Genomic DNA, 16905 nt, shown 5'->3' on the forward strand with positions numbered 1-16905 from the left:
CGGTGCGGCCGAGTTGGAGGGGAAAGCAGATGGGGCCGCATGTGTGTGACACGTAGGTAGCACAGAAGGTTGTGCGTCCGCTGCGAGAAATTTCTCAACCGCCTCTCCTGTCCCACCTCCCGGTGATCTTCGTCCCTCCGACGGCCCCTTCCAGGTCCGCATGGTGGACGCCGCAGCCTCATGCGTACGTGTTGTATCTATCCTGTGGACATGCCATCCGCCCCGACCGTCCCGCTCAAGCAGCCGCCCGCCGCCGACCGTGTCTACGCCCACGTCAAACAGGGTGTCCTGGACCGCCGTTACGAGGGCGGCACGCTTCTCACCGAGGGCGAGCTCGCCGAGACCGTCGGGGTCTCCCGTACTCCGGTGCGGGAGGCGCTGCTGCGGCTCGAGGCGGAGGGGCTGATCAAGCTCTATCCGAAGAAGGGCGCGCTGGTCCTGCCGGTGTCCGCGCAGGAGATCGCGGACGTGGTGGAGACCCGGCTGCTGGTGGAGGAGCACGCGGCGCGCAAGGCCGTACCGGCACCGCCGGGGCTCCTCGAGCGGCTGGAGGAGCTGCTCGCGCGGCAGAAGGCGCAGGCCGCCGCCGGTGACCTGGCCGGGGCAGCGGTCACCGACCGCTGCTTCCACGCCGAGATCGTCCGCAGCGGCGGGAACGAGATCCTGTCCCGGCTCTACGACCAACTGCGCGACCGGCAGCTGCGGATGGGCGTCGCCGTCCTGCACTCCCACCCCGACCGGATCGCCAAGACCCTCGTCGAGCACGAGGAGATCCTCGAGGCGTTGCGCGCCGGTGACACGGAGGCAGCCGTCGGGATCGTCCACCGGCACGTCGGCTGGTTCTCGCATCTGGCGCGGGGGGAGGTCCGATGACGCGGGGGAAGCCGGGGAGTCCGGGGAAGCCGGGGGTACCGGGAGAGCCGGGGAGGCAGGGGAGCAACTCCACCCTTCCGGGGGATCCGCCGGGCGGACGGCGAGCTGTCGCCGTCTGGGGGATCGGTGTCTCCGTCTACTTCGTCGCCGTCATCTTCCGCACGTCGCTGGGGGTGGCGGGCCTCGACGCCGCCGACCGCTTCCATGTGAACGCCTCGGCCCTGTCCACCTTCTCCATCCTCCAGCTGCTGGTGTACGCGGGCATGCAGATACCGGTCGGCCTGCTGGTCGACCGGCTCGGTACGAAGAAGATGCTGGGCATCGGCGTCGTGCTCTTCACGGCCGGCCAGCTCGGGTTCGCGTTCTCGCCCTCGTACGGCATGGCGCTGGCCTCGCGGGCGCTGCTCGGGTGCGGGGACGCGATGACGTTCATCAGCGTGCTGCGGCTCGGGACGCGGTGGTTCCCCGCCCGGCGTGGGCCGCTGGTCGCGCAGTTCGCGGGGCTGGCGGGGATGGCGGGCAACCTCGTTTCCACGCTGGTGCTGGCGCGGTTGCTGCACGGCGTGGGGTGGACGGCCGCGTTCGCCGGGAGCGCGGCGGCGGGCGTGGTCGTACTGGTGCTGCTTCTGCTGTTCCTGAAGGACCACCCCGAGGGGCACGAGCCCGAGCCCTTCCCGCACCGGGGCTCCGCGTACGTACGGCGGCAGATCGTCGCGTCCTGGCGGGAGCCGGGGACGCGGCTGGGGCTGTGGGTGCACTTCACCACCCAGTTCCCGGCGATGGTGTTCCTGCTGCTGTGGGGGCTGCCGTTCCTCGTCGAGGCGCAGGGACTCAGCCGGGCCACGGCCGGCGAGCTGCTGACGCTGGTCGTCCTGTCCAACATGGTCGTCGGGCTCGTGTACGGGCAGGTCGTCGCCCGGCACCACGAGGCGCGGCTGCCGCTCGCCCTGGGGACCGTCGGGGCGACGGCCTTGCTGTGGGCTTCCGTGCTGGTGTATCCCGGTGAGCGGGCGCCGATGTGGCTGCTGGTCGTGCTGTGCACGGTGCTCGGTGCCTGTGGGCCCGCCTCGATGATCGGCTTCGACTTCGCGCGGCCGGCCAATCCGCCCGAGCGGCAGGGGACCGCCTCCGGGATCACCAACATGGGTGGTTTCGTCGCCTCCATGACGACGCTCTTCGCGATCGGCGTGCTGCTGGACGCGACCGGGGACGACTATCGGGTCGCCTTCTCCGCGGTGTTCGTCCTGCAGGCGCTCGGGGTGAGTCAGATCCTGCGGTTGCGGAGGCGGACGGCTCGGCGGGAGCGGGAGCGGTTGATTGCGAGTCGGGTTTCTTCCGTGCACGTTCCTGTTTGACTGGGCCGGTGTTGGTCTGGGCGTTACTGGGGGCTCCGCCCCCAGACCCCCGTTTCGGCCCTGAACGGGCCTCGTCCTCAAACGCCGGACGGGCTGGATTTACGTGCCCTTCGCCGAAAAGCCGACACCGAATGGGCTGATTCACCCAGGTCCGCCCACAAGGAACGGACCACCAAAACCGGTTGCCCGCACGGTCGTTCGACCTCTACCGTCTGGCCCATCGACGTGTAGCTCAACAGCAGAGCACCGGGCTGCAGACCCGGAGGGCGCGGGGGCGGCACCCGCCACGTCGGATCCACGACGTGTAGCTCAGCAGCAGAGCACCGGGCTCGAGACCCGGAGGGCACGGGGGCGGAACCCGTCACGTCGGCTTATGAACCATGACGCTGACCAGCAGCACCTCGCAGAGGCGAACCCGGGCTACGCGTCCGGCCAACTGGCCAAGGCGCTCAGGACCGCCCACACCCACCAGGACCCCGACACCCGCAGCCGTGCGCAGGAGAAGGGCCGCGCCTGGCGGGCCGTCCTCGCGGGCATGGCCAACGGGCTGCTCGCGATCGGCTCGCGCACCCCGGTCGCCGGACTGCCCGCCTGGGTGACGCCCGAGGTCGTCCGCGGCGGCTTCGCCACCGGTGAGCCGAGCGCCGGCGGCCCGCTGCGCGCGTACGAGATCGAGGCCGCGCGGCACGCGGGGATCCCGGAGACCCGACGGGCCCTGTTCGCGTACTGGCTGTCCGAGGACGGGCTGGGCCGGCTCTACGGCCTGCTGGACAGCGGGCGGTACGAGGTGACCGTCCCCGAGGAGGCCGCCCTGCTCACCGTGGCCTGGCTCGCCCGGGCCGGGGAGACGGACGCGGCGCTGGACCTCGTCGAGGAGCTGGCCCCGTTCGCGGACCGCCTGCGCTTCACACCGCCGCCCGCCGACCGTCCCGCGCCCGACGCCGACGCGGTGCACCGCCGTACCGTCGACGACGCCTGGCACGCCCTGCACCGGCGCCGGTCCAGCGAGGCGGTGGAGACGCAGCGGGAGGCCCTGGCCGTCTGGCACCCGTTCGGGGACGAACTGCTCGCGCACTGGCTGGAGACGGCCGAGGACGGGCAGGTCCTGACGCGCACGCCCGAGGCCGCCTGGCACGAGCGGGGCGCGCGGCTGCTGCACCGCTACCGCGACCTCGCCCGCCGGCACACGTACTGCACCAAGCACCTCAACCCCAAGCAGAACCTGGGGATCCTGCGGGGCGCGCTGGAGGAGACCGTCGCCGGGCGTGAGCTGGACGCGCGTCGGCTCGGGCTGCTGCGGCACGCCGTCACGTCGATGGTGCGGCGCCGCGGGCTGCCCGGTTCCGCCGAGCTGACGGCGCTGCGCCGGGAGCAGGCCGCGCAGGCGGCGCTGCCCTCGCACCACGCCCTCGCCCAGCTCGTGCTGCGCCGGCTGTCCGGGCTGCCGCAGGAGGAGGGTGTCGCGGAAGTCGAGCCGCTTGTCGCTCCGGTGAGCGAGGACGAGGCGCGGGAGACGGGGCTGCCCGCGGGCGCGGCGATCCCGCCCGCCCTGCGCCGGCCCGTCGAGGCCGCGCTGAGCGCGCCCATCGGCACGCTGGTGGAGCGCGGAGTCGTGCCCTCGGCGGAGGTGCTGGCCGAACTGGTCCCGCAGCTCGTCGCCGCCACCACCGCGCAGGCCTACCCGGACGACGCCCTGCGCACCCTGGCCGCCGCCAACTACCGCGCGTTCCGCAACCGCCGTTCGCTGCTGCTGCTCAACCTGGAGCGGCAGGTGCGGGTGGAGGAGCTGCCGTGGGTGAAGGCCGTGGCCGGGTGGCGCTCCGACGCCGAGGCGGGCGAGGTGTCCGCGATCGCGCTGCGGCAGCTCGGCGAACTGGCCGTGCAGGCCTTCCCCGGCACGATCCTGCCCAACCCCCTCGTCCGCGAGCTGTCCGTCCTCGCCCGCCAGGCCGACCTGGGCGCTCCCCTGGTCGAGGAGCTGGCCGCGGACATCTTCATGGGCACCTTCACCCCGAAGTTCCTCGCCGCGGCCCGCGTCGCGGCGGAACTGCTGGGCGGCGGCTCCCTCTACGAGCGCTACTACGGCATCGACTACCGGGCCGTCCGCAACATGGCGATCGCGGAGGCCGGTGAGGCACAGATCCGGACGTCCCGGCCCCGGACCTCACCGGGGTTCGCGAAGCTGTGCGCCGAGCGCGCCAAGGCCTCCTCGTCCCGGCAGCGGTGGGGCTTCGGCTCGGTGGCCGCCAACGGCACGGTGATCGAACAGGCGCAGATCCTCACCACCCACAACCTGGCCACCCTGGTCCACCGCGCCGGCATCGCCCCGGCCACGGGCTGGGAGGACCTGGCCCGCCGCAGCTTCGGCACCGTCTGCCACCTGACCGCCCGCGTCCAGGGCAACCCGCGCCCCCTGTCCACCATCAAGGACGCGGCCTACGCGTGGCGCCAGATGCTGTTCCACCTGTCCCTGTGCACGGAGCAGGAGCAGGCACGCACCCTGACCTGGCTCTTCGAGGAGGCCACCCGCCGCCCCGCCCATGTGACAACCCGCCTGACCCCCGCCCTCACCGGCCTGCGCCAGGTCACGGAGGGCGGCTCAGCAGAGGAGGGCAACGGCCGCCTTCTGCTGGGGTGGACCACCGGCGGCCACTGGATGCGAGAGGAAACGGTGCCGGCTTCGGCCCGGTGAGATGCCTCGGGAAACGGTGCCGGCCACAGCCCGGTGGGTGCCTCGGGAAACGGTGCCGGCCTGCGGCCCGGTGAGATGCCTCGGGAAACGGTGCCGGCTTCGGCCGGTGAGATGCCTCGGGAAACGGTGCCGGCCACAGCCCGGTGGGTGCCTCGGGAAACGGTGCCGGCCTGCGGCCCGGTGAGGTGCCTCGGTGGGTACGCGTGGCGCTCGCCCGGTGGGTGAGGGGGCGCGGTCTGGCGGGTCGCCTTTTGTCCGACCGAGTCGGGTGGTGGGTGGGCGAAGGTCGGGGGTCTGGGGGCGGAGCCCCCAGGGACGATGGGGGTCCCCCCGCTCGAGCGAAGTCGAGAGTGGGGGAGGGTAGGGGCGGCGGGGCGAGAACACCCGAGCCCGGGCCGGGCCGCCCGGCCACGCGACCGGCCTCCGGGAGCCGCGTCCCGGGCGACGGGCACGCGGCTCCTCCCATGGGCGGGGTGTCTCACCCCCAGGTGATCAGCTTCTTCGGCTGCTCCAGGATCGCCGCCACGTCCGCCAGCACCTTGGACCCCAGTTCACCGTCTACCAGGCGGTGGTCGAAGCTCAGCGCCAGTGTGGTGACCTGACGCGGCTTCACCTTGCCCTTGTGCACCCACGGCTGGAGCTTGATCGCGCCGACCGCGAGAATCGCGGACTCGCCGGGGTTGAGGATCGGCGTGCCGGTGTCGACGCCGAAGACGCCGACGTTGGTGATGGTGACCGTGCCGCCCTGCATCGCCGCCGGGGACGTCTTCCCCTCGCGTGCCGTCGCCACCAGCTCGCTCAGCGCCTCCGCGAGTTGCGGCAGTGTCTTGTCGTGGGCGTCCTTGATGTTCGGCACGATCAGACCGCGCGGGGTCGCGGCCGCGATGCCCAGGTTCACATAGTGCTTGCGCACGATCTCCTGGTTGGCCTCGTCCCAGGACGCGTTGATGTCCGGGTTGCGCTTGATGGCGACCAGCAGGGCCTTGGCGATCAGCAGGAGCGGGTTGACCCGCAGACCCTGCATGTCCTTGTCCTGCTTGAGCTCCTCGACGAGCTTCAGCGTGCGGGTGACGTCGACCGTCACGAACTCCGTGACATGCGGCGCCGTGAACGCCGACCCCACCATCGCCTGCGCGGTCGCCTTGCGCACCCCCTTGACCGGGATACGGGTCTCACGCGCCGTGTCGTACGTGACGACCGGAGTCGGCGCCGCGACGGGGGCCGGCGCGGGGGCTGCCGCCGGGGCGGGCTGCGGGGCCTCCGGCTGGGGAGCGGGCGCCTGTGCGGGGGCCGCCGCCGCGTGGACGTCCTCGCGCGTGATGATGCCGTCCGGGCCGGACGGGACCACCGTCGCGAGGTCCACGCCCAGGTCCTTGGCCAGCTTGCGCACGGGCGGCTTGGCGAGCGGTCGGGGTTTCTCCACGGCGACGGGCGGTGTGGCGTGGCCCGCCGTCCCATGCCCGTTCAGCTCCGCCTGGACGGCCGCGGCGGCCGCCGACTCCTGCCCCGGGACCTCCACGGCCTTGCGCGGCCGGCGCTTGGTGGAGGACGTGGCCACGCCGTACCCGACGAGGACCGGCTGGCGGCCGGAACCCTCCGCCTTCGGCTCCGCGGGCTTCTCCTCCGCGGCCGGGGCGGGAGCCGGTGCCGATGCCGACGCGGGCGCGGGCGTCGGCGCCTCGGTGGGTGCGGCACCGCCCGTCACATCCACCGCGATGATCGCCGTGCCCACGTCCACCGTGGTGCCCTCGGGGAAGTGCAGCTCGCGGACCACACCGTCGTAGGGGATGGGCAGTTCGACGGCGGCCTTGGCCGTCTCGACCTCGCACACCACCTGGCCGTCCGTCACCGTGTCCCCGGGCTGGACGTACCACTTGAGGATCTCGGCCTCGGTGAGCCCTTCACCCACGTCCGGCATCTTGAACTCGCGTACGGACGCTTCCGTCATCGTCGTCACGACCCTCTCCTCAGTACGCCAGGGCACGGTCGACGGCGTCGAGTACCCGGTCCAGGCCCGGCAGGTACTCCTCCTCCAGGCGCGCCGGCGGGTACGGGGCGTGGTAGCCGCCGACCCGGAGCACCGGGGCCTCCAGGTGGTAGAAGCAGCGCTCCGTGATCCGGGCGGCGATCTCCGCGCCCGAGCCGAAGAACACCGGCGCCTCGTGGACGACGACCAGACGGCGGGTCTTCTCCACGGAGGCCTGGATGGAGTCGAAGTCGAGCGGGGAGACCGAGCGCAGGTCGAGGACCTCGAGGTTCTTGCCCTCCTCGGCGGCCGCGGCGGCGACCTCCTGGCAGAGCTTCACCATCGGGCCGTAGGCGACGAGGGTCAGGTCGGTGCCCTCGCGGACGACCTGCGCCTTGTGCAGCGGGCCGGGGATGGCCTCGGCGTTGACCTCGCCCTTGTCCCAGTAGCGCCGCTTCGGCTCGAAGAAGATCACCGGGTCGTCGCTCTGGATGGCCTGCTGCATCATCCAGTAGGCGTCGCCGGCGTTCGACGGGGAGACGATCTTCAGGCCCGCCACGTGCGCGAAGAGCGACTCGGGGGACTCCGAGTGGTGCTCGACGGCGCCGATGCCGCCGCCGTAGGGGATGCGGACGACGACCGGGAGCTTGACCTTGCCCAGCGAGCGGGCGTGCATCTTCGCGAGCTGGGTGACGATCTGGTCGTAGGCGGGGAAGACGAAGCCGTCGAACTGGATCTCCACCACCGGGCGGTAGCCGCGCAGGGCGAGACCGATCGCGGTGCCCACGATGCCGGACTCGGCGAGCGGGGTGTCGATGACGCGGCTCTCGCCGAAGTCCTTCTGCAGGCCGTCCGTCACCCGGAACACTCCGCCGAGCTTTCCGACGTCCTCACCCATGATGAGGACCTTGGGGTCGGATTCCAGCGCGCGGCGCAGCGACTCGTTGATCGCCTTGGCCAGTGCCATCGTCTTGATCGTCTCGGCCATCTCAGTTACCCCCGTCCGAGTCCGCGAACGACGCCTGGTAGGCGGCGAACTGGGCCCGCTCCTCGTCGACGAGCGCATGCCCGTCCGCGTACACGTTCTCGAAGATGGCGAAGTGGTCCGGGTCCGGCATGGCACGGACCGCTTCGCGCACTCGCCTGCCCAACGCCTCGCTCTCGGCCTCGAGTTCCGCGAAGAATCCCTCGTCCGTGTGGTTTGAGGCCTCCAGGTGGCGGCGAAGGCGCAGGATCGGGTCCTTCGCCTCCCAGGCCACGCGCTCGTCGTCGTGCCGGTAGCGGGTGGGGTCGTCGGAGGTGGTGTGGGCGCCCATGCGGTACGTGTACGCCTCGACGAGGGTCGGACCCTCGCCCCTGCGGGCCCGCTCCAGGGCCCACTTGGTGACCGCGAGGCAGGCCAGGACGTCGTTGCCGTCGACGCGGACGCCCGGGAAGCCGTAGCCCTGGGCGCGCTGGTAGAGCGGGACGCGGGTCTGCTTCTCGGTCGGCTCGGAGATCGCCCACTGGTTGTTCTGGCAGAAGAACACGACGGGCGCGTTGTAGACGGCGGAGAAGGTGAACGATTCGGCCACGTCGCCCTGGCTGGAGGCGCCGTCGCCGAAGTAGGCGATGACGGCGCTGTCCGTGCCGTCCTTGGCTACGCCCATCGCGTAGCCCGTGGCGTGCAGGGTCTGGGAGCCGATGACGATCGTGTAGAGGTGGAAGTTGTTGCTGTTGGGATCCCAGCCGCCGTTGTTGACGCCGCGGAACATGCCCAGCAGGTTGGTCGGGTCGACCCCGCGGCACCAGGCGACGCCGTGCTCGCGGTAGGTCGGGAAGACGTAGTCGTCGTCGCGCAGGGCGCGGCCGGAGCCGATCTGGGCGGCCTCCTGGCCGAGCAGCGAGGCCCACAGACCCAGCTCGCCCTGGCGCTGCAGGGAGGTGGCCTCGGCGTCGAAGCGGCGGGTGAGCACCATGTCGCGGTACAGGCCGCGCAGCTCCTCGGGGGTGACACCGGCGACGTACGGGTCGTACTCGGCGTTCTTGACGCGCTTGCCCTCGGGCGTCAGCAGCTGCACGAGCTGGGGCTCGGCGCCCTTCTTGGCGGTGGCGCGGGTGGTGCGGGTGGCGCTGGTGCGCTTTGTGCCGGTGGCCTTGGCCGCCGCGGCGCGGGTGGTGCCGGCCGCCGTCTCGGTGCCGGTGGCGCCGGCCTTGCCTCCGGCGCTGCGTCGCGACTTGCGCGCGGCAGTGCTCTCCACGGTCACGTGTGCTCCTCCGTCGGTCCGGCCCCCGGGGTTGCCGGGAACCAGTGCGGCTCACCTGTTTCCGACACCCGTGCACGGGGTGGGTGTCACTCGGCCGGAACAGGCGTGACAGGTGCCCCGGCGAGCGCCCTGCAAGCCTCACGTTACCCAGTGCGACACATTTCTGTGAAACCCCTCCTGACCTGCGTTTTTGCTTGGATTTCCAAGTAAATCGGCAAAGTCGGGAAGGACCCTGGTCACAGCCTTGCAGGAGGCCGGAGCAACGGCACGTTATCCCGCACACCCAGCTCACGGGAAGAGTTCGTGTCCGAGACCGATCCCTTACGTGTAGACCGAAATTCCGGGATTTTTCTCCCCAACGACCACCAGGTCGTCCGGCGTGGCGCGCGCCGAGGCCGTTCTCGACGGATCACGGCATCGAAGTGGTCGGCGAGGGGATCACCGACCGCCGCATCGGCGGGAGACTCCCTCTCACCCCGGACCACTTCACGCCACCGCAGCATCCCAAGGCGACCGTCGGAGACCACTTGTGACGCCTGGTGACGTTCTGTGACAACGCCCAGCTCACAGGCGCGTCTCGTGCCCTAGCATCGGGCGCGTGCCGCGCTCCTGTGTACCACCCCTCGTGCCCCACGCGCCCCCTCTGGGAGCCCTCCTCCGCCGGTACGCCGCCGGCTCCCCGCTCGCCTGCGAACCCGTCGACCAGGGGCTGCTGAACCGGGGCTACCGTCTGCGCACGACCCGCGGCCGCTACTTCCTCAAGCACCACTTCGACCCGGACACCGCCGACCCGGCCTCGATCGTCCGCCAGCACCGGGCCACCCAGCGTCTGGCCGACCTGGGCGTTCCCGTGGCGCCCCCGCTGCCCGGCCGCGACGGGCGCACGGTCGCCGTCGTCGGCGGCCACGCCTACGCCCTGCACCCCTGGATCGACGGCCGCCACCGGCACGGTGCCCAGCTCACGCCCGTCGGGTGCGCCCGCCTGGGGGCGCTGCTGGGTGTCGTCCACGCGAGCCTGGAGCGCGTGATGCCGGTGCACGCGCGGGCCCGCACCACCCCTGTCGAGAGCCCCGCCCCCGATGACACCTTCGCCCTGATCGACGACCTCCTCGCGCGCGTGCGCCGGCACCGCCCCGCCGACTCCTTCGACGAGCTGGCCCGCCACCGGCTGCTGGAGCGGCGGACCCTGCTGGAACGGCACGCGGACCGCCGTCCCCCGCACGGCGGTCCGGTCGGTTGGGTGCACGGGGACTTCCACCCGTTCAACCTGCTCTACCGCGGCGACGCCCCCGCCGCCATCGTCGACTGGGACCGGCTCGGCGTGCAGCCCCGCGCGGAGGAGGCCGTGCGCGCCGCCGCGATCTTCTTCGTCCTCCCCGACGGCACCCTCGACCTGCCCAAGGCCCGGGCGTACGCGCGCGCGTACCGGCGCACGGCCGGGGCCACGCCCTCCGAACTGGCGGCGGCCGTGCACCGCGTGTGGTGGGAGCGCCTCAACGACTTCTGGATGCTGCGCTGGCACTACGAGCGCGGCGACACCCGCGCCGACTCCCAGTTCCCGGCCAGCTCGGCTCTCGCCGTGTGGTGGACACGGGAGTACGGCGCGGTGTGCGACGCCTTCACGGGCTGACGGCCCCCGGAACGGACTGGAGGAGCGGCCCCCGAAACGGCCACGCGCGCGTGAAGCCCCGTCAGGGGTTCACGCGCGCGTGCGTCGTGCCGTGTGCGGGCGGGTCAGCCGTTCCCGCCTTCGGTGCCGCTGGTGACTCCCTCGATGGTGCCCTCCGAGGAGCCACCGCCTTCGGTCGTGCCGCCGTCCGCGGTGCCCGGGTCGCTCGTCTCGGGATTGCTCGGTTCCTCCGTCGGCGCCGTCGGGGTCACCTCTTCCGACGGCTCCTCCGACGGCTCGCTGCTGTAGCTGGGCGACGACTCCTCCGACGGCGTGTACGTCGGCTGCCAGTTGGAACCGGAGTCTCCCGATCCGGTGCTGCCGTCCGAGGTGTCCTCCGTGGACTCGTCGGTCGGCGATTCGCTCGGGGGCGCGCTGGTCTGGTCGTCGGTCGCGGACTGCGTGGCGCTCGGCGACTTCGTGGTCTTGGTGTCACCGCCGCCGTCGGAACCGGCGTTGTTCAACGCCAGGGCGACGCCCGCGGCGATGGCGATCACCGCGAGGACGGCGAGGATCCACAGCTTGCCGCGGCCGCTGCCCCTGTTGCCGTGCCCCTCGAAGCCGCCGTCGTCGCCTCCGTAACCCGCGGGCAGGATCGGCTGCGGGATCTGCGAGGTGCTGGAGCCGTCGGCGCCGTGCGGCAGCACGGTCGTGCTCGCGAAGCCCGCGGCGGCACCGGCGCCGGCCGGGGCGTCGACCGGCCCGGTGTTCCAGGTGCCGGTGTGGCCGCCCTGGTCGTAGAGCATCTGCAGGCCGTACTGGACCAGACCGCGCATCTCCTCCGCGGTCTGGAAGCGGTCGTCGGGCTCCTTGGCGAGGGAGCGCATGACGAGGCCGTCGAGTTCCGGCGGACACGCGCCGTCCGAGGTCCGCGACGGCGGCACCGGGATGTCCTGGACGTGCTGGTAGACCACCGACAGCGGCGTCTCGCCGGTGAACGGCGGGCGCAGCGCGAGCAGTTCGTACAGCAGGCAGCCCGTCGCGTACAGGTCGGAGCGGTGGTCGACGGCCTTGCCGAGGGCCTGCTCCGGCGACAGGTACTGCGGGGTGCCCATGACCATGCCGGTCTGCGTCATCGTCGTCGACGCGCCGTGCAGGGCGCGGGCGATGCCGAAGTCCATCACCTTCACCGCGCCGTTGTGCGTGATGATGACGTTCGCCGGCTTGATGTCGCGGTGCACGATGCCGTGCTGGTGCGAGTACGCCAGCGCCTCCAGCACACCGGAGACGATGATCAGCGCCTGCTCGGGGCCCGGCGCCTCGGCGTTGAGCAGCAGATCACGGATCGTCCGCCCCTCGACCAGCTCCATGACGATGTACGGCACGCTCTGGCCGCCCACGACGTCCTCGCCGGAGTCGTACACGGCGACGATCGCATGGTGGTTGAGGCCGGCCACCGACTGGGCCTCGCGCGTGAAGCGGGCCTTGGACACCGGGTCCTCGGCGAGATCGGCGCGCAACAGCTTGACGGCGACGGTGCGTCCGAGACGCACGTCCTCGGCGGCGAACACCTCCGCCATGCCGCCCCGGCCGAGTCTGCCGGTGAGCCGATACCGGCCGTCCCCGACAAGTCCGCCGTTACCCCACATCTCCGGCGCATCTGACATACCGCCGCCAGTCGCCTCGGGGTCGGACGGGCCCTGAGCGCGCTGCTGCTGTGCCATCAGTCCTCGCCGTCGTTTCTGCCCGCGGTGCGCGCGGTGTTGTTACGGTCTCCGTCGGCCACGCTACAGCCTCCGCGCAAGCCGCCGGTGCGGGACGACCCCGGGTACCGGTCCGAGACAGACCGGCCATCAAACCCGCACTCCGTACCCGCGCGCAAATTCTGTGTACCGGCCGTACGGCACCTGTAACGCTTCCGCGACGCTTCTTTCGCGTACGGTCACGGAACGGGCACCGAGCTTGACGTGTCAGTGGCCTGGGGCAGACTTGGCCGGGAATAGGACTTTCGATCAACGGCGAGCCACGGCAAGCGACAGGCGCCTGAGGGCCTTACGGGGGACGCAGAAGATGAGCCAGGACGGCGCACAGGGCCGGTTCGCGGGGCGGGCGCTCGCCGGCGGCCGCTATCAGCTGCGCGACTTGCTCGGCGAGGGCGGCATGGCCTCGGTGCACCTCGCCTACGACTCCGTGCTCGACCGCCAGGTCGCGATCAAGACACTCCACACCGAACTCGGCCGCGAGCAGGCCTTCCGCGAGCGCTTCCGCCGCGAGGCCCAGGCCGTGGCCAAACTCACGCACACCAACATCGTCTCGGTCTTCGACACCGGCGAGGACACCCTCGACGGCATGACGACGCCGTACATCGTCATGGAGTACATCGAGGGCCGTCCGCTCGGCTCGGTGCTCGACGAGGACGTGCGGCAGCAGGGCGCGATGCCCGCCGACAAAGCGCTGAAGATCGCCGCGGACGTGCTGGCGGCGCTGGAGATCAGCCACGAGATGGGGCTGGTCCACCGCGACATCAAGCCCGGCAACGTGATGATGACCAAGCGCGGCGTCGTCAAGGTGATGGACTTCGGCATCGCGCGCGCGATGCAGTCCGGCGTCACCTCGATGACGCAGACGGGCATGGTCGTCGGCACCCCGCAGTACCTCTCGCCCGAACAGGCGCTGGGCCGCGGCGTGGACGCCCGCTCCGACCTGTACTCGGTCGGCATCATGCTGTTCCAACTGGTCACCGGGCGGCTGCCGTTCGACGCGGACTCGCCGCTGGCGATCGCGTACGCGCATGTGCAGGAGGAGCCGGTGGCTCCGTCCTCGATCAACCGCTCGCTGCCGCCGGCCGTGGACGCGCTCGTCGCCCGCGCGCTGAAGAAGAACCCGAACGAGCGCTTCCCCACCGCCGTCGCCATGCGCGACGAGTGCCTGCGCGTCGCGGCCTCCTTCCAGGCCGCCCCGCCGAGCATCGTCCCCGGCGTCCAGACGTCGAGCGGCGCGGGCGTCGGCTCCGCGGTCTTCCCGCCCGTCGGCCAGAGCACACCGGCGCCCCAGAGCAACGTCCAGACGCCCTACCAGCCGGCCCCGAACAACCCGTACGGCACCCCGGCGCCCTCGACGCCCGCCCCGTCCTACGGCTACCCGCAGCAGAGCGGCTACCAGACGCCCGCTCCGGCCTTCGGCCACCAGCAGGCGCCGCACACCCCGCCCGCGTACAACCTCAGCCCGCAGCCCTCGACGGCCGTGTCCTCGGGTGGCGGGCGCAAGAGCAACAAGCCGGTGATCATCGGCTCGACGATCGTGGCCGTCGTGGCCGTCGGCGCCCTCGTCGGGACCCTCTTGGCGAACAGCGGCAGCGAGGAAAGGGGCGGCGCCACCGGCGGGCCCAGCACCTCGGCTTCGGCCACGAAGGCGGCCGACTACCGCGGGCCGGACACGTCCAAGACGATCGACGCGACCGAGTGCTCGGAGCCGCAGGAGTCGTACAACGACCCCGACAAGATCCGGATACCGGACTTCAAGTTCAAGTACATCCAGTCGGTCAAGGCGTGCTTCCAGGCCGCCGGCTGGACGATGAACGTCAAGGACTACGACGAGAACACGTACGGCGAGGGCGCTGTCATGGACCAGTTCCCCTCCGCGGGGACGGACGTCGACCCCGAGGACATGCCCGAGATCGAGCTGAGCGTGTCGACGGGCAACCCGCCGTCCTGACACACGGCATGGAAAAGGGCCCGGCTCCGGTCGCCGGGCCCTTTCTTGTCGAGGTCTAGAGGTACGGTCCGCCCGAACGGCCCCCCGCACGCGGGTCGTCGGTGCCCTCTTGGCCGCCCATGCCCGGCGGCAGTGCGCGGCGCATCTGCTCCAACTGGGCCCGTGCCGCCATCTGCTGGGCGAACAAAGTGGTCTGGATGCCGTGGAAGAGGCCCTCCAGCCAGCCGACCAACTGGGCCTGCGCGATGCGCAGTTCGGCGTCGCTGGGGGTCGTGTCGTCGTTGAACGGCAGGGAGAGCCGCTCCAGTTCCTCGACGAGCTCCGGCGCCAGGCCGTCCTCCAGCTCCTTCACCGAGCTCGCGTGGATCTCCTTGAGCCGGGCCCGGCTCGCCTCGTCCAGAGGAGCCGCGCGCACCTCCTCCAGCAGCTGCTTGATCATGCTGCCGATCCGCATGACCTTCGCGGGCTGCTCGACCTGTTCCGTCACCGGCGTCTCACGGGAGTCCTCGTCTGCGTCGATGCCCCCGAGTGCCATGCCGTCCTGGCCCACGACCAGGATCTTCTGGGCGTTCTCCGGCGACCTATCGTTTCTCGGCATCTCCATGCCGCCATTCTCTCGCACCCCTACACCTCATCACCGTGGTGCCCCCTGCGCAGGGTGATCCACCGTTTCCGTTCGGCGGAGTCCGAAATGCGATGAAAATTCAGAAGTGCCAGGCTTATGGCTACTTTTCTTGGCGGCTCGACACCGGGAGGGGGGTCACGGGCGTGGCTCCATGGCGGCGGGGGTGGTGGAGGGCGGGGGCCGGGGTGGGCGTGGGGGTGGGGCTCGGCCTGGTGGCGGTCGGGCTGCCGTACGGGGGTGTTGCGTCGTACGCGACCGTATCGGCGTACGCCGCCGTCTCGTCGTACGGGAGCGTGTCGTCGTACGCCGCCGTATCGACGTACGGGAGCGTGTCGTCGTACGCCGCCGTATCGACGTCCTCCTCTCCCTCTCCCTCTCTCTCCGCCTCCCCCTCCGACCCCGACCGGGCCGGGAGCCGGGCCGGGGAGGGGCGCGTACGGCCGGGGCGGAGCGGTGAGGTGTTCGTCGAACCGGAGGGCGAGGAGGAACTCGGCGAGGAGCCCGGTGAAGAACCGGGTGAAGAACCGGGCGAGGACCCTGCCGACGAACCGGCCGAGCAGGGCGAACCGCCTCATGAGGCCGAGCTCGTCCCCTCCGCGTCACCGCAGGCCGAGGCCGTCGAGGAGCAGCCCGCCGGGCGCGTGCTGCGGATCCTGCCCCTCGGCAGCGGCCTCATCCTCATCGGCCTCGGTCTCGGCCTGGCCTTCCTGGGCCTGCGCCTGCGGCGCGACTAGGAAGCAGAAGCGGATTGTCGCGCTCAGGGGGTGATCAGCAGCACCTTGCCGACGTGGCCGCTCTCCTCGACGACCCGGTGGGCGGCGGCCGCGTCGCTCATCGGGAGTTCTCGGTCGACGACGGGGCGCACATGACCGGCGGCGAGCAGGGGCCAGACGTGCTCGCGTACGGCCGCGACGATCGCCGCCTTCTCACCGAGCGGGCGGGCCCGCAGCGTGGTCGCGCTGATCGCGCCGCGCTTGCCCAGGAGCGCGCCGATGTTCAGCTCGCCCTTCACGCCGCCCTGCATGCCGATGATCGCGAGACGGCCGTTGACGGCGAGGCTCTGGACATTGCGCTCCAGGTACTTCGCTCCCATGTTGTCGAGGATGACGTCGGCACCGGCGCCGTCCGTGGCCTTCTTGATCTCTTCGACGAAGTCCTGCTCTCGGTAGTTGATCAGGACGTCCGCGCCCAGCTCGGCGCACCGCCGCAGCTTCTCCTCGGTGCCCGCGGTGACGGCGACCTTCGCGCCGACGGCCTTGGCCAGCTGGATCGCCATAGTGCCGATGCCGCTGGAACCACCGTGCACGAGCAGCGTCTCGCCCGGGCGCAGGTGGGCGATCATGAAGACGTTCGACCAGACCGTGCAGGTCACCTCGGGGAGCGCGGCGGCCCGCCCGAGGTCGATCCCCTCGGGCACGGGCAGCAGCTGCCCGGCCGGGACGGCGACCTTCTCCGCGTATCCGCCGCCCGTGAGCAGCGCGCACACCTCGTCGCCGACGGCCCAGCCGGCCACCCCCGGGCCGAGCGCGGCGATCCGGCCCGAGCACTCCAGGCCGGGGTAGGGAGACGCGCCGGGCGGCGGGTTGTAGAAGCCCTGACGCTGCAGGACGTCGGCACGGTTGACGGCACTGGCCACCACCTCGACCAGGACCTCGCCCTCGCCGGGTACGGGATCGGGGACCTCGTCCCACACCAGCGCCTCGGGACCACCAGGTTCGGGAATCGTGATCGCATGCATGAGGGGGACGCTACTCCTGCGGTCCCGTCGGAACTCCCGCGTCCCCGGCCGAAGCTTCCCGGGTCCCCGGTCGGAGTTTCCCGGGTC

12 protein-coding genes and 2 tRNA genes are annotated in these 16905 nt (G+C 71.6%); 8 read left to right on the plus strand and 6 right to left on the minus strand.

The window, feature by feature from the left end:
* The first annotated feature begins 210 nt into the window (after positions 1–210).
* The 5 genes from IE263_RS01770 (at position 211) to IE263_RS01790 (ending at position 4920) form a co-directional block, all read left to right on the plus strand.
* Complete coding sequence (locus IE263_RS01770; protein ID WP_189931397.1) at positions 211–873, plus strand: GntR family transcriptional regulator; 663 nt, start codon at positions 211–213, stop codon at positions 871–873.
* A complete protein-coding gene (locus tag IE263_RS01775; protein WP_229910752.1) occupies positions 870–2228 on the plus strand; it encodes an MFS transporter in 1359 nt (452 codons plus the stop codon). Before IE263_RS01770 ends, IE263_RS01775 begins: the two co-directional genes overlap by 4 nt.
* A gap of 221 nt (positions 2229–2449) precedes the next feature.
* Positions 2450–2521: transfer RNA gene (locus IE263_RS01780), tRNA-Cys, on the plus strand.
* Positions 2522–2526: 5 nt separating this feature from the next.
* Positions 2527–2598 (plus strand) — tRNA-Ser (locus IE263_RS01785).
* Between the two features lie 3 nt (positions 2599–2601).
* Positions 2602–4920, plus strand: coding sequence for an ATP-binding protein (locus IE263_RS01790; protein ID WP_189931399.1), 2319 nt, complete (start codon positions 2602–2604; stop codon positions 4918–4920).
* Between the two features lie 478 nt (positions 4921–5398).
* Here IE263_RS01790 and IE263_RS01795 read toward each other — a convergent pair whose 3' ends face one another.
* Genes IE263_RS01795 through pdhA form a run of 3 tightly spaced genes read right to left on the minus strand, consistent with a single transcriptional unit; the run spans position 5399 to position 9132 of the window.
* Positions 5399–6877, minus strand: coding sequence for a dihydrolipoamide acetyltransferase family protein (locus tag IE263_RS01795; RefSeq protein ID WP_189931401.1), 1479 nt, complete (start codon positions 6875–6877; stop codon positions 5399–5401).
* Between the two features lie 10 nt (positions 6878–6887).
* Positions 6888–7874 (minus strand): alpha-ketoacid dehydrogenase subunit beta, encoded by a 987-nt coding sequence (locus tag IE263_RS01800; RefSeq protein WP_189931403.1) that lies wholly within the window; start codon positions 7872–7874, stop codon positions 6888–6890.
* A gap of 1 nt (position 7875) precedes the next feature.
* Complete coding sequence (gene pdhA, locus IE263_RS01805) at positions 7876–9132, minus strand: pyruvate dehydrogenase (acetyl-transferring) E1 component subunit alpha (protein ID WP_189931405.1); 1257 nt, start codon at positions 9130–9132, stop codon at positions 7876–7878.
* 625 nt (positions 9133–9757) lie between these two features.
* Between pdhA and IE263_RS01810 the strand changes: the two genes are divergently transcribed.
* Positions 9758–10762, plus strand: coding sequence for a phosphotransferase (locus IE263_RS01810; RefSeq protein ID WP_189931407.1), 1005 nt, complete (start codon positions 9758–9760; stop codon positions 10760–10762).
* Between the two features lie 104 nt (positions 10763–10866).
* Here the strand turns inward: IE263_RS01810 and IE263_RS01815 are convergent, their stop codons facing one another.
* On the minus strand, positions 10867–12465 hold the full coding sequence (locus IE263_RS01815) for a protein kinase domain-containing protein (RefSeq protein WP_189931409.1): 1599 nt from the start codon (positions 12463–12465) through the stop codon (positions 10867–10869).
* 346 nt (positions 12466–12811) lie between these two features.
* On the opposite strand from IE263_RS01815, the gene IE263_RS01820 reads away from it, so the two are divergent.
* The gene (locus IE263_RS01820) at positions 12812–14455 is read left to right on the plus strand and encodes a Stk1 family PASTA domain-containing Ser/Thr kinase (RefSeq protein WP_189931411.1); all 1644 of its coding nucleotides are present in this window, start codon (positions 12812–12814) and stop codon (positions 14453–14455) included.
* 55 nt (positions 14456–14510) lie between these two features.
* On the opposite strand, the gene IE263_RS01825 is transcribed toward IE263_RS01820, so the two are convergent.
* Positions 14511–15059: a bacterial proteasome activator family protein gene (locus IE263_RS01825; protein WP_189931414.1), complete on the minus strand. Its 549-nt coding sequence runs from the start codon at positions 15057–15059 to the stop codon at positions 14511–14513.
* Between the two features lie 206 nt (positions 15060–15265).
* On the opposite strand from IE263_RS01825, the gene IE263_RS01830 reads away from it, so the two are divergent.
* Positions 15266–15814: a hypothetical protein gene (locus tag IE263_RS01830; RefSeq protein ID WP_229910753.1), complete on the plus strand. Its 549-nt coding sequence runs from the start codon at positions 15266–15268 to the stop codon at positions 15812–15814.
* A gap of 23 nt (positions 15815–15837) precedes the next feature.
* Here IE263_RS01830 and IE263_RS01835 read toward each other — a convergent pair whose 3' ends face one another.
* Entirely contained in the window at positions 15838–16818 is a 981-nt protein-coding gene (locus tag IE263_RS01835; RefSeq protein ID WP_189931416.1) for an NAD(P)H-quinone oxidoreductase, read from the minus strand.
* Positions 16819–16905 lie beyond the last annotated feature (87 nt).

The sequence above is a fragment of the Streptomyces aurantiogriseus genome (assembly GCF_014649375.1).
GTDB lineage: Bacteria > Actinomycetota > Actinomycetes > Streptomycetales > Streptomycetaceae > Streptomyces > Streptomyces aurantiogriseus.

Bases quoted from the DNA above. Each gene is read 5' to 3' on its own strand.
- IE263_RS01825 (WP_189931414.1), bottom strand. From the start codon at position 15,059: ATGGAGATGCCGAGAAACGATAGGTCGCCGGAGAACGCCCAGAAGATC.
- IE263_RS01835 (WP_189931416.1), bottom strand. From the start codon at position 16,818: ATGCATGCGATCACGATTCCCGAACCTGGTGGTCCCGAGGCGCTGGTG.
- IE263_RS01815 (WP_189931409.1), bottom strand. From the start codon at position 12,465: ATGGCACAGCAGCAGCGCGCTCAGGGCCCGTCCGACCCCGAGGCGACT.
- IE263_RS01775 (WP_229910752.1), top strand. From the start codon at position 870: ATGACGCGGGGGAAGCCGGGGAGTCCGGGGAAGCCGGGGGTACCGGGA.
- IE263_RS01770 (WP_189931397.1), top strand. From the start codon at position 211: ATGCCATCCGCCCCGACCGTCCCGCTCAAGCAGCCGCCCGCCGCCGAC.
- IE263_RS01820 (WP_189931411.1), top strand. From the start codon at position 12,812: ATGAGCCAGGACGGCGCACAGGGCCGGTTCGCGGGGCGGGCGCTCGCC.
- IE263_RS01800 (WP_189931403.1), bottom strand. From the start codon at position 7,874: ATGGCCGAGACGATCAAGACGATGGCACTGGCCAAGGCGATCAACGAG.
- IE263_RS01790 (WP_189931399.1), top strand. From the start codon at position 2,602: ATGAACCATGACGCTGACCAGCAGCACCTCGCAGAGGCGAACCCGGGC.